The 12,459-nt window shown below is 42.6% G+C and carries 12 protein-coding genes; all 12 read left to right on the forward strand.

The features are described 5' to 3' along the window. Positions 1 to 8 precede the first annotated feature (8 nt). Positions 9 to 1,031: an NAD-dependent epimerase/dehydratase family protein gene (locus ACE01U_RS11845; RefSeq protein ID WP_395579549.1), complete on the forward strand. Its 1,023-nt coding sequence runs from the start codon at positions 9 to 11 to the stop codon at positions 1,029 to 1,031. A gap of 10 nt (positions 1,032 to 1,041) precedes the next feature. Further along, positions 1,042 to 2,214 (forward strand): lipopolysaccharide biosynthesis protein, encoded by a 1,173-nt coding sequence (locus ACE01U_RS11850; protein WP_110974432.1) that lies wholly within the window; start codon positions 1,042 to 1,044, stop codon positions 2,212 to 2,214. Next, the gene (locus ACE01U_RS11855; RefSeq protein WP_395579582.1) at positions 2,214 to 2,801 is read left to right on the forward strand and encodes an acyltransferase; all 588 of its coding nucleotides are present in this window, start codon (positions 2,214 to 2,216) and stop codon (positions 2,799 to 2,801) included. The genes ACE01U_RS11850 and ACE01U_RS11855 overlap by 1 nt, the downstream gene beginning before the upstream one ends. 106 nt (positions 2,802 to 2,907) lie before the next feature. Further along, complete coding sequence (locus tag ACE01U_RS11860; protein ID WP_086210714.1) at positions 2,908 to 3,459, forward strand: acyltransferase; 552 nt, start codon at positions 2,908 to 2,910, stop codon at positions 3,457 to 3,459. A gap of 18 nt (positions 3,460 to 3,477) precedes the next feature. After that, on the forward strand, positions 3,478 to 4,596 hold the full coding sequence (locus tag ACE01U_RS11865) for a glycosyltransferase (protein WP_395579550.1): 1,119 nt from the start codon (positions 3,478 to 3,480) through the stop codon (positions 4,594 to 4,596). Continuing rightward, on the forward strand, positions 4,593 to 5,684 hold the full coding sequence (locus tag ACE01U_RS11870; protein ID WP_395579551.1) for a glycosyltransferase: 1,092 nt from the start codon (positions 4,593 to 4,595) through the stop codon (positions 5,682 to 5,684). Before ACE01U_RS11865 ends, ACE01U_RS11870 begins: the two co-directional genes overlap by 4 nt. Continuing rightward, positions 5,684 to 6,820 (forward strand): glycosyltransferase family 4 protein, encoded by a 1,137-nt coding sequence (locus ACE01U_RS11875; RefSeq protein WP_395579552.1) that lies wholly within the window; start codon positions 5,684 to 5,686, stop codon positions 6,818 to 6,820. The genes ACE01U_RS11870 and ACE01U_RS11875 overlap by 1 nt, the downstream gene beginning before the upstream one ends. A 2-nt stretch (positions 6,821 to 6,822) precedes the next feature. Next, complete coding sequence (locus ACE01U_RS11880) at positions 6,823 to 7,422, forward strand: sugar transferase (RefSeq protein ID WP_086210710.1); 600 nt, start codon at positions 6,823 to 6,825, stop codon at positions 7,420 to 7,422. Further along, entirely contained in the window at positions 7,415 to 8,071 is a 657-nt protein-coding gene (locus tag ACE01U_RS11885; RefSeq protein ID WP_004684228.1) for a NeuD/PglB/VioB family sugar acetyltransferase, read from the forward strand. The genes ACE01U_RS11880 and ACE01U_RS11885 overlap by 8 nt, the downstream gene beginning before the upstream one ends. Positions 8,072 to 8,089: 18 nt before the next feature. Beyond that, positions 8,090 to 9,265, forward strand: a complete 1,176-nt coding sequence (locus ACE01U_RS11890) for a DegT/DnrJ/EryC1/StrS family aminotransferase (RefSeq protein WP_004684230.1) — start codon at positions 8,090 to 8,092, stop codon at positions 9,263 to 9,265. Between the two features lie 57 nt (positions 9,266 to 9,322). Next, positions 9,323 to 11,188 carry a polysaccharide biosynthesis protein gene (locus ACE01U_RS11895; protein WP_151836890.1) on the forward strand — a complete coding sequence of 622 codons (1,866 nt, stop codon included), beginning with the start codon at positions 9,323 to 9,325 and terminating at the stop codon, positions 11,186 to 11,188. 182 nt (positions 11,189 to 11,370) lie between these two features. After that, a complete protein-coding gene (gene rfbB, locus ACE01U_RS11900) occupies positions 11,371 to 12,453 on the forward strand; it encodes a dTDP-glucose 4,6-dehydratase (RefSeq protein ID WP_348927533.1) in 1,083 nt (360 codons plus the stop codon). Positions 12,454 to 12,459 lie beyond the last annotated feature (6 nt).

Genomic DNA, 12,459 nt, shown 5'->3' on the forward strand with positions numbered 1-12,459 from the left:
AATTTACGATGAACCAATATCAAACGGTCTGCGAGCAGTTACAACAAGCACCGAAGACATGGCTAATCACGGGCGTTGCTGGATTTATTGGTTCAAATTTGCTTGAAACATTATTAAAGCTGGATCAGATCGTGGTCGGGTTAGATAATTTTGCGACAGGCTATCAACATAATCTTGATGAAGTGAAAGGATGTGTCTCAGAGGCGCAGTGGTCAAATTTCAATTTCATTGAGGGTGATATTCGTCAGTTTGCAGACTGTCAAACAGCTTGTACTGGTGTGGACTATGTTTTGCATCAAGCTGCTTTGGGTTCTGTACCACGTTCGATTGTTGATCCGATCACGACCAATGACACCAATATCAGTGGCTTTTTGAATATGCTGACCGCAGCACGTGATGCGCATGTTTCAAGTTTTAGTTATGCGGCAAGCAGTTCAACCTATGGTGATCATCCAGGATTACCTAAAGTTGAAGAAAATATTGGAAATCCACTTTCACCCTATGCCGTAACTAAATATGTGAATGAGCTATATGCAGATGTGTTTGCCCGTAGCTATGGTTTTAAAGCCATTGGATTACGCTATTTTAATGTTTTTGGACAACGTCAGGATCCAAATGGTGCCTATGCAGCCGTGATTCCCAAGTGGACTGCGTCGATGATTGCAGGGGATGATGTTTTCATCAACGGTGATGGGGAAACCAGTCGCGATTTCTGTTTTATTGATAATACGGTGCAAGCTAATATTTTGGCAGCCACAGCCCCTGACGAGGCCAAAAACCAAGTTTATAATGTAGCTGTGGGTGATCGTACCACCTTGAATGATCTATATGCTGCAATTCAAGTTGCATTGCTTGAAAACTCAATTCGCTATGAAAAGCCTGCAGTGTATCGTGAATTTCGTGCAGGGGATGTGCGCCATTCACAAGCCAGTATTGCCAAAATTCAACAGGCTTTAGGATATGCGCCTGGATACCCGATTGCTGAAGGCATTCAGTTGGCAATGCGTTGGTATGTCAACAATTTGACCTGAACGGGTTGACATGATTGCGCGCCTGTTCGCCAAATACCAGTCGATTGGTTTAATCACCAGCAGTTTATTAGTGGGTGCGATAATGACATTTATCGCCCTGCCTTTTTTAACGCGTTTATATTCGGTTCAAGACTTTGGTGAATATGGTATTGCTTTAGCCATCGTTAGTGTCTTATCGACGGTAGCGAATTTGCGTTTGGACCAAGCGCAATTGGTGGCCGAACAACAGCATCAAAAAAGTCTGATTTTCGAAGGTGCGATTTTTGCCACCATTATTTCCTTGCTTTCGGCAGGTGTTTTGAGTTGCTTTTTTGATGGAGCAATGGTTGGGGCAATTTGTAGTGGAATACTTGCCAATACTTTGATTCAAAGCCTTTATAACTATAAGTTTTCAGTACATGCCGAATATTTTTGTGCAGGGCTGAATATTTTTAGAAGCCTGATTGTGGTGGTGGTGCAGTTAAGTTTACCTTTATGGATGAGCATTGGCCTGGTGAGTAGTTATGCGGTCAGTTCAGTGATCATGCTTATGATTGTGGTGCTTTATATTCTAAAAAATCAACTCTATAGCGTGAGTTGGCAGGCGTTTAAGCATTATAAAGATTTTATCTATAGCAATACACCACATGCACTTTTAAATAGTTTTTCACATAACTTGCCATACTATGTGGTTTCACATTTTGTCGGGGTGCAGGCAATGGGTTTTTACGCCATTGTTGAACGTACGCTCCGTGTCCCAATTAACCTAATGTCGCAAACCCTTCGCCAATTTTTTATTCGCAAATTTAAACATGCACATACCAATCGTCAGGCTTTGCATAGCAGTGTGATTTTAAGCCTGATTTCGCTGCCATTTTTTGCAGTATTTTTTGTATTACCTGAAAGTGTTTATTTGTGGGCTTTTGGCCATGAGTGGGTCGGTATTTCAACCTATTTCCAAATTTTGGCATTGGGCTATTGGGCGGTCTTTTGTAATCCGCCCAGTTCAGCTTATCTGATTGCGAAACGAAACAGCCAAGTTTTGTTTAGACTGCAAATTGTGGAATTGATTTTAAAGTTCATTTTGTTTGCTGGGCTCTATGTCATGATGAATGATAAAATTTATATGCTTTTGGCTGTTCCTGTAGCACTCATTTTTTATAATTTTTCCATTTTATATGTGGTGTGGAGAGCAAAATTGTGATGTTTTTTAAAACTTTGAAGTTGCTCAACTGGTTCTCTGCACAGTGCCGTAAGATGCTGTATAACATGGCGTTTTCAAGTCGGTTTAAATATTTTGGGAAGCGGACTAAGCTCGATATTAGCGGTGTCGTGAGTATTGGGGAAAATGTCTATATTGGGGATGATGTCACGATTATTGTGGAAAAGGGCGCCACGCTTTGTATTGGTGATCACAGTTTTATTGGTGAAAGCTGTTATATCAAGTGTTTTGGTGGCAAGGTTGAAATTGGACAGAATGTCAGTATCAACTCCAAATCTTTTCTCAATGGCTGTGGTGGTCTAAGCATTGGGGATAATACCCGGATTGGCACGCAAAGTATTATGATCGCCAGTAACCATAAGTTTGATGATCCTGAGGTTTTGGTCAAAGACCACATTACTAAACAGGGGATTCAAATTGGTGAAAATATTTGGTTTGGTGCTCGAGTAACCGTGCTTGATGGCGTCAATATTGCCAATAATGTGGTCGTGGGCGCCTGTTCATTGGTGAGTAAAAGCCTTCCCGAGGCGGGGGTTTACGTGGGAACACCTGCAAAAAAAATAAAATAAAACTCTGTTGGACAGAGCATATCCGTGTTGCACAATTGAGAGTAAAATAGCCCGTTGCAGTACTTTTGTTGCACATTTATCTATTTATCTTGGGTCTTTTTGATACATGGCATTGATTCGGTCAATTTTCAACACAGTGTTTGATTTAGCCTATTTTATGTTCAAGGGCAGTATTGCTTATGCGCGTAAAAAAGGTGTGACTATCGGTGAGCATTGTCGAATTTATATCAAGAGCTGGGGCTCTGAACCTTTTCTGATTCACCTAGGGAATCACGTTACAGTCACCTCAGGCGTTAAGTTTATTACGCATGATGGTAGTACCTGCCTTGTTTATGATGCGCAAGGCAAGCGTTATCAACGTTTTGCCCCTATTCATGTGGGTTCTCATGTTTTCATTGGGGTCAATAGCATTATTATGCCGGGGGTCACGATTGGTTCAAATGTGGTGATTGGCGCAGGTTCAGTGGTGACTAAAGATATTCCTGATAATAGTGTAGCAATTGGAGTACCTGCCAAAGTGGTGAGCAGTTTTGATGACTTTCAAGCCAAAATTAAAACCACTTGTGCCAGTGACTCTGAGCTTGCAGGGATTCAGGACTATACTCAACGTGTGCAGCGTGCGATTGAGCTTCAAGCACAAAAACAATCTCAGCTTTAGCTTTAAGTGGATTTTATGATGTTGAATAAAGTGATGTTCTTTTTACCAACACTGGGTGGTGGAGGGGCTGAGCGAACCGTCATCCAGTTGGCCAATAGCTTTGCTGAGCAAGGTATTCAGGTGGATTTGGCTGTATGTAATATACAGGGTGAAAAGGGAAAATTACGTCCTGAGGTCAGCCCTAAAATCCAACTGCTTGATTTGAACTGTGGGCGAGTGGTGAATGCTTTGATGCCACTGAAACAACAATTAAAAACAGGGCAGTACCTTGCAGTCGTTGCCACCCAAACCCATAGCAATATCATTTGTGCCTTTGCCAAGAAACTGGCAAGAGTCAAAACCAAATTAATCTTCCGTGAAGTGTCGACACCTTCGAAAAATATGAAGTTGCAAGGTTTTGCCAAGTTTGTCTTGAAAAGCCTCGTGAACTATAGCTATCCCATGGCGGACCGAGTGGTTTGTGTATCCAATGGGGTGTTGGAGGATTTTCGCAAATACTATGGCTATCAACAGTCTAATTTAGTCACCATTTACAACCCCGTGATTGATGACAGTTATTTTACTAAACTTCAAGCACCTGTAACGCATCGTTTTTTTGAGCCTAATCTTAAAGTCATCATGGCGGTTGGACGTTTAACAGAAGCAAAAAACTTTGCTAATTTAATTCGTGCTTTTGCTAGGTTATATCAACAGCAGCCCAATACCCGTTTGATCATTTTGGGTGAAGGTGAGTTGCGTCAGGAACTGGAACATTTACGTGCTGACTTGGGTCTACACGATGTTGTGGATTTACCCGGTTTTGATGCCAATCCTTATGCTTATTTTAAATATGCTGAACTGTTTGTGCTGAGTTCAAATTGGGAAGGTTTGCCAGGTGTGCTGATTCAGGCGCTCGCTTCAAAAATTAAAGTGGTCAGTACCGATTGTCCAAGTGGCCCGATGGAAATTTTGGATAATGCCAAATTCGGCTTATTGGTGCCTTGCGATGATGCACCTGCATTAGCAGAGGCTATGCAGCAAGCGCTTTGCGCAGATGGTGTGCAATATACTGCGGCTGAATTTGAACAGCACTGTCAGCAGTTCCATAAAGATACGGTATTGCAACGCTATGCTCAGATGATGGGGTTGGCAGTATGAACAAACCTGTGGTTGTACATGTGATTACCAACTTCGCAGGTGTGGGTGGCGCTGAAATGATGCTGTCCCGTTTGGTTGCGCAAACGCAGGCAGAGTATGAACACATTATTATTTCATTAATGCATGTATCCAATGTTTATGCCGAAACCTTGAAGCTGTGCTCTTCACACTACAGTTTAAATTGGAAGGGTATAAACAGTTTTAGTGTCATGCTTAAACTCAGAACACTACTGCAACAGATTCAACCGAATGTGGTACAAGGTTGGATGTACCATGCCAATGCGATGACCAGTCTAAGTCTGTTGGGCATGCAACAAAAACCACCTGTTTTTTGGGGGGTTCATCATTCACTGGCATCACCTAAAGAAGAGTCGCTGAGTACCAAAGTGGCATTAAACCTCAGCAAGCTTTTCTCTCAGCAGCCGAAAGGCATTGTGTATTGTGCGCATTCATCCCTTGAGCAACATCAAGCGTTTGGTTTTAACAATGCAAATCAGCAGGTGATTGCCAATGGTGTTGCCTTAGATCAGTTTCAAGTAAATGAGCAATTGCATGAACCGATCACAATTGGTTTTGCAGGGCGCTACCATACAGCTAAAGGATATGCATATTTATTGCAAGTGATTGCTGAACTTAAAGATCAGCCGATTGTATTTAAAATTGCGGGGAGTGGTGCCAATTTAGACACCCCTGAAATCAAACAAGCCTTTGCTGAGCATCAGTTAGATCCACAAAAAGTACAGCTCTTCGATCAGGTTTCGGATATGCCAGCTTTTTATCAATCGTTGGATGCTTTTTTGATGACTTCGATTACGGAAGGTTTTCCCAATGTTTTGGTCGAAGCGATGGCATCAGGTTTACCCTGCATCACGACGGATGTTGGGGATGCTAAATATATTGTAGAAGAGAAAGGTTGGGTGGTTGCGCCACGCGATGTAGCAGGGTTGAAAGCGGCGATTTTAGACTATGTAAAATTGTCACAGGCTGATAAGCGCAGTTTAAAGCAACAAACACGGGCGCGGGTAGAGCAGAACTTTAGTATTCAGCACGTAAGCCAGCAATACATGACGGTATGGGGACAAGGTTGATGAAATTTTTGATGATCAGTAGTTATCTACCGTCTGTACTGAACTTTCGCGGTAAATTGTTAGAGGCGATTCATGCTCAGGGTTTAGAAATACATGTCCTAGCGCCTGATTTACACGATTATCCTGATGAGTTGAATAAACTGCAGCAATTGGGTTATCAGGTACATACGCTGCCCATGCAACGTACAGGAACCAACCCAATCCAAGACCTCAAAACCTTAAAAGCGATGTATCAGCTGATTCGCCAAATTCAACCTGATTATGTGCTGTCTTATACCATTAAGCCCGTGATTTATGGCACATTGGCTGCAAGCTTGGCAAAAGTGCCCCATCGTTTTGCATTGATTACGGGTTTGGGGTATGCCTTTCAAAATGCGGAATCGGGTCAACGCAGTATTTTTCAAAAAATGGTGCATGGTCTGTATGCGCAAGCGCTCAAGCATGCACACAAAGTCTTTTTTCAAAATCCCGACGACTTAAAATTATTTCAAAGCATGCAACTCCTATCACCTCAAAAACCGATGGTGGTGGTGAATGGTTCTGGGGTGAATGTGCAGGATTTTGCAGTACTGGATTTACCTAAAAATGAACATGGCCAAGCAAAGGTTTCTTTCTTGCTGATTGCTCGTTTATTGGGGGATAAGGGGGTGCGAGAATATGCAGAAGCGGCTCGCATCATCAAAGCAAAGCATCCAGAAGTCGAGTTTCATTTGGTGGGTTGGATTGATGAAAATCCTGCTGCGATTGCGCAAGCTGAACTAGATGCTTGGGTGGCAGAGAAAGTCGTCAATTATTGGGGTAAACTCAGTGATGTACGACCTGCAATTGCAGCCAGTTCGGTTTATGTTTTGCCATCTTATCGTGAGGGTACACCTCGCACCGTACTTGAGGCTATGGCGATGGGGCGTGCCATTATCACCACCGATGCCCCAGGTTGCCGAGAAACAGTGATCCATGGTCAGAACGGGTATTTGGTTCAGGTGAAATCGGTTGAAGAGTTGGTACACGCCATGCAAGCTTTTATAGATGACCCACAACTGATGGTACAGATGGGGCAGCGTTCGCGTGAAATCGCTTTAGAGAAATATGATGTCCATCAAGTGAATGCCCACATGATGTCCGAGATGGGAGTTTAAGCATGCTGAAACGAATTTTAGATGTCGCGATCGCCTCAACTGCTTTGGTGCTGCTATCTCCTGTCTATGCGTTGGTGGCGTATAAAGTAAAAAAGAATTTGGGTTCTCCTGTACTTTTTCGCCAAACCCGCCCGGGTTTACATGGGCAACCGTTTGAAATGATTAAGTTTCGTAGCATGAAAGATGCACTGGATACAGCAGGCAATCCGCTACCCGATAGTGAGCGTTTAACGCCCTTTGGTAAAATGCTCCGCGCCACCAGTTTGGATGAAATGCCAGAGCTATGGAATGTGATTAAAGGGGACATGAGTATCGTGGGACCACGCCCGTTGTTGATGGAATATTTGCCTTTATATAATAGCGAGCAAGCCAAACGCCATGATGTACGTCCCGGCATCACGGGCTATGCGCAGGTGAATGGACGTAATGCCATCTCATGGGAAAAGAAGTTTGAACTCGACACATGGTATGTCAACAATCAGTCCTTGTGGCTCGACTTTAAAATCATGCTGAAAACCGTCAAAAAAGTACTCGCGAAAGATGATATTAGTGCCGAAGGTGATGTCACGATGCATAAATTCACAGGCAGCAAACATGACTAAGCTTTATGCCGTATATGGTGCTTCGGGGTGTGGACGTAGTTTGATGCCTGTAGCACGTCAACAATTAGCACGTCAGCAAGAGCCTGCTGAAATTGTGTTTATTGATGATGCTTTGACTGAAATTACCATAGTGAATGGTCATCGTGCCATGAACTACCCACAATTTAAAGCGGAGCCTGTATCTTTCAAAGCGGTACTGATTGCAATTGCCAATAGTCAAGTACGTGAAAAAATTGCGCTGAAACTGGAGCAAGATGGTCTTCCATTGTGGTCAGTGCAGGCAGATAATACGCTGCTGATGGATACGGTAGAACTTGGCGCAGGTGCTGCGTTGAGTCCTTTTGTCACGATTACATCCAATATTAAAATTGGCAAATGTTTTCATGCCAACTTATATAGTTATGTCGAGCATGATTGTGTAATTGGTGATTTCGTCACGTTTGCACCGGGCGTAAAATGCAACGGTAATATTCATATAGAAGACCATGTTTATATTGGTGCAGGTGCCGTGATTAAACAAGGCACACCTGCGCAACCTTTGGTGATTGGTCGTGGTGCTGTGGTGGGTATGGGCGCTGTGGTGACCAAAAGCGTGCCTGCGGGCGTAACAGTGGTGGGAAATCCTGCCCGTATACTGACCAGTAAATGATAAATTTAGGAAAAACTCATGTTAAACACTGCATTTGAACCGTGGCCAAGTTTCACCTCAGCTGAAGCAGATGCGGTGTCAAAGGTCCTTTTATCCAATAAAGTCAATTATTGGACAGGACAAGAGTGCCGTGAGTTTGAAAAAGAATTTGCAGCATTTGCACAGACGCAGTATGCCGTCGCTGTAGCGAATGGCACAGTCGCACTGGATTTGGCCTTAAAAGCCCTTGGCATTGGCACAGGCGATGATGTGATCGTCACTTCACGGACATTTCTTGCATCTGCCAGTTCAATTGTGACGGCTGGTGCCAATCCTGTTTTTGCCGATGTTGAACTGGATTCACAGAATATTTCACGCCGTACGATTGAAGCTGTGCTTACTCCGAAAACCAAAGCCATTATTTGTGTGCATTTGGCGGGTTGGATGTGTGATATGGATCCGATCATGCAGTTGGCTGAGGAAAAAGGGATTTGGGTCATAGAAGACTGTGCCCAAGCCCATGGTGCATTCTATAAAGGTCAATCCGCAGGTTCAATCGGGCATATTGGCGCATGGTCATTTTGTCAAGACAAGATCATGACCACGGGTGGTGAAGGCGGTATGGTTACCACCAATGATGAAAATTTATGGAAAAAAATGTGGTCATATAAAGACCACGGTAAAAACTTTGACAGCATTTATAACAAACAGCACCCGCCTGGCTTTCGTTGGTTACATGACAGCTTTGGCACCAACTGGCGCATGATGGAAATGCAGGCTGTTATCGGACGTTTACAACTCCAAAAAATGCCAGAATGGACGCAAGTGCGTAATGCGCATATGCGTCGCGTTTTAGCAAGTTTTGAAAATAACCCTTATTTTACTGTGGCAATGCCACCTGCGAATTATGTTCATGCGGCATATAAGGCTTATGTCCAAGTGAATACAGCACAATTGCCAGAAGGTTGGTCGCGTGATCGCATTATGGCGGAAATTAATGCACTGGGTGTGCCATGCTTTAGTGGTTCATGTTCAGAAGTGTATTTAGAAAAAGCCTTTGATGGAACACCATGGCGACCTGAGCAACGATTGGTCAATGCCAAAAGCTTGGGGGACAGCAGTTTAATGTTCTTGGTACATCCGACTTTGTCCGACAGCAACATGCAAAAAACGGTGGATAGTATCCAACAGGTGATCTCACAAATCTCCATGTGAAACAGCGTATAATTTGCCATGCAATTTTTTGCCTTCATCTAGCCCGTTGAGTCCATCGTGAAAGACATTATCCGAGTTATTGCATCATTACCGCGCCGCCAAAAACAAGTTGTTTTAGTGGTCATGGATATCTGTGTCCTGCCTTTGATGATGTGGCTGGTTTATGCCATTCGACTAGCCAAACCAAATGTTCCGGTGATGGAAGGTTTAGATTTTTGGTATCTGTATGTCGGTGTCATTGGTGTCGCAATTTTTGCCTTACTCGGTATTTATAGTGCGATTGTGCGCTCCTTCAATGAAGATTATTTGCTACGGATCTCGATCGCGACATTTATCCAAATTGTTGGTTTATATGCAGTTAAGAAGCTCGGTTTAGCTTTTATTCCCATGAGCATTCCACTCATGTACGGCTTTGTGCTGTTTTCTTGGATGTGGTGGAGCCGTGCTGTAATTCGCTATGCCACACTGCGTACTTTTGTGAAAAAGCAAAACCGTAAGCGTGTCGCGATTTATGGTGCAGGGCTTGCGGGGCAGCAAATTGCGGCCGCATTATATCGCTCTGATGACTATTTGCCCGTCTGTTTTATTGATGATAAAGCTTCGTTACAAGGGCAGTCTTTAAGCGGACTAAAAATCTTTTCACCGAAAAGGGCGCTTACCGCATTTCGTAAGTTTCACATCGAAGAAATATTACTGGCTATGCCATCTGTAAGTCGTGCACGTAAAAAAGCAATTATTGAGTCTTTTGAACCGTCTAATGTCAAAATTATGGAACTGCCAGGGGTCACCCAACTGGTGGGCGGGCGAGTTCAAGTCTCCGATATTCGAGAAGTCGATATTATTGACTTACTGGGGCGTGATCCAGTACCACCCAAGTTAGACCTTTTAGAAAAAAATATTAAAAATAAAGTGGTGATGGTAACTGGTGCAGGTGGATCAATTGGTTCAGAACTTTCCCGTCAGATCTTGAAGCATCAACCAAAATGCCTTGTTTTATTTGAAATGTCTGAATTTGCACTGTATTCCATTGATCGCGAATTACAAAACGCAGGTGTAGAAGTAGTGGCTATACTAGGTTCTGTAACTCACCAAATAAAGTTGGAACGTATATTGCAAAACCATGCTGTGCAAACGGTTTACCATGCAGCAGCTTATAAGCATGTTCCCTTGGTTGAGGCCAACCCCTTTGAAGGGATCTATAATACTTCAATTGGTACGGCCCGTAGTGTTGACGCTGCTGTGGCTCAAGGGGTTGAAACCTTTGTCCTGATTTCTACTGACAAAGCTGTACGCCCAACCAATGTCATGGGTGCATCGAAACGGATGGCAGAATTGTATTGCCAAGGTTTAGCTGCCACAAAACCGCAAACACAAATCAGTATAGTTCGTTTTGGTAATGTATTAGGTTCATCAGGTTCTGTCGTTCCTTTGTTCAAAAAACAGATTGAAAAAGGTGGACCTGTTACAGTAACTCACCCTGAGGTGACTCGTTATTTTATGACTATTCCTGAGGCTGCGCAGTTGGTGATTCAGGCGGGGGCAATGGGAACAGGCGGAGATGTTTTTCTACTGGATATGGGTGAACCCGTTAAAATTGTTGATTTGGCTAAACAGATGATTCGTCTAAGTGGGTTTAAACCTATGGATGAAAAAGGCTTAGGGGATATCGCAATTCAGTTTACTGGCCTACGTCCAGGTGAAAAACTATATGAAGAGCTACTCATCGAATCTGAAAATGTGACTAAAACCGACCATGAACGAATTTTAAAATCGTATGAGCATTTTTATCTTTTTGATCAAATTAACAGCGTATTTTTGCAGTTATCTGATTTATCTGAACAAGGAGAGAATCAGGTAAAAATTAAAAATATCCTACAAACCTATGTAGAGGGTTACAAAACCAAAGATTTGCACAAGAATTGATATATTTTATTGATGTTCATTTGATAAAGCCTAACGTGTTCAATTAAAATATTTATACAATTCATTCACATATTTTGAATAAAATACTGAAATAGTTTTAGAAAAAAAGAAACATCTTATTTATCTATAGATAACCTAAAATTATTTTGCTATCAATCAATTTAAATTAAGAGCAGGAAAATATGAAATTATTGGTAACAGGCGGTGCTGGTTTTATTGGTTCAGCAGTCGTTCGCCATATTATTCAAAATACACCCCATCAGGTACTCAATGTCGATAAACTCACCTATGCGGGTAATTTAGAATCGTTGGCATTGGTTGAAAATAATGAACGTTATCAATTTTCCCAGACTGATATTTGTGATCGCATTGCATTAGATCAATTATTTGAAAGTTTTCAACCCGATGCTGTGATGCATTTAGCTGCTGAATCGCATGTCGACCGTTCAATTACTGGCCCTGCGGCGTTTATTGAAACCAATATTATTGGTACCTACCAACTACTTGAGGCAGCACGCCATTACTGGAATCAACTAGATCAAAATAAAAAACAAGCATTTCGATTTCATCATATTTCAACAGATGAAGTGTATGGCGATTTAGAAGGTACAGAAGATCTGTTTTTAGAAACAACACCTTATGCTCCAAGTTCACCTTACTCTGCCAGCAAAGCCAGTTCGGATCACTTGGTTAGAGCATGGTACCGCACGTACGGCTTACCAGTTGTACTGACCAATTGTTCAAACAACTATGGGCCGTTCCATTTCCCTGAAAAACTCATTCCGCTGGTAATTTTAAATGCACTGGCGGGTAAGCCACTACCTGTATATGGAAACGGTACACAAATTCGTGACTGGTTGTATGTAGAAGATCATGCCCGCGCACTTTATAAAGTAGTCACAGAAGCAGCAGTGGGTGAAACTTACAACATTGGCGGTCACAACGAGCAAAAAAATATTGATGTGGTAAAAGCAATTTGCGAACTTTTAGAAGAGCTTGCTCCAAACAAACCTGAAGGTTTAGCACGTTATGAAGACCTCATCACTTATGTGACAGATCGTCCGGGACATGATTTGCGCTATGCGATTGATGCAAGTAAAATCCAAAAAGATTTAGGCTGGGTGCCGCAAGAAAGCTTTGAGACAGGCCTTAGAAAAACAGTGCAGTGGTACCTAAACAACCAAGCGTGGGTACAGCATATTCAAAGTGGTGAATACCAAAACTGGATTCAGCAACAGTACACAACCACCGAAAAAATGAATTAAGTTGCG

It is taken from the genome of Acinetobacter halobius (assembly GCF_044130335.1).
Taxonomy (GTDB): Bacteria; Pseudomonadota; Gammaproteobacteria; order Pseudomonadales; family Moraxellaceae; genus Acinetobacter.

Excerpts from the sequence above, each read along its gene's own strand:
- ACE01U_RS11845 (WP_395579549.1), top strand. The coding sequence starts at position 9 with ATGAACCAATATCAAACGGTCTGCGAGCAGTTACAACAAGCACCGAAG.
- ACE01U_RS11850 (WP_110974432.1), top strand. The coding sequence starts at position 1,042 with ATGATTGCGCGCCTGTTCGCCAAATACCAGTCGATTGGTTTAATCACC.
- ACE01U_RS11855 (WP_395579582.1), top strand. The coding sequence starts at position 2,214 with ATGTTTTTTAAAACTTTGAAGTTGCTCAACTGGTTCTCTGCACAGTGC.
- ACE01U_RS11860 (WP_086210714.1), top strand. The coding sequence starts at position 2,908 with ATGGCATTGATTCGGTCAATTTTCAACACAGTGTTTGATTTAGCCTAT.
- ACE01U_RS11865 (WP_395579550.1), top strand. The coding sequence starts at position 3,478 with ATGTTGAATAAAGTGATGTTCTTTTTACCAACACTGGGTGGTGGAGGG.
- ACE01U_RS11870 (WP_395579551.1), top strand. The coding sequence starts at position 4,593 with ATGAACAAACCTGTGGTTGTACATGTGATTACCAACTTCGCAGGTGTG.
- ACE01U_RS11875 (WP_395579552.1), top strand. The coding sequence starts at position 5,684 with ATGAAATTTTTGATGATCAGTAGTTATCTACCGTCTGTACTGAACTTT.
- ACE01U_RS11880 (WP_086210710.1), top strand. The coding sequence starts at position 6,823 with ATGCTGAAACGAATTTTAGATGTCGCGATCGCCTCAACTGCTTTGGTG.
- ACE01U_RS11885 (WP_004684228.1), top strand. The coding sequence starts at position 7,415 with ATGACTAAGCTTTATGCCGTATATGGTGCTTCGGGGTGTGGACGTAGT.
- ACE01U_RS11890 (WP_004684230.1), top strand. The coding sequence starts at position 8,090 with ATGTTAAACACTGCATTTGAACCGTGGCCAAGTTTCACCTCAGCTGAA.
- rfbB (WP_348927533.1), top strand. The coding sequence starts at position 11,371 with ATGAAATTATTGGTAACAGGCGGTGCTGGTTTTATTGGTTCAGCAGTC.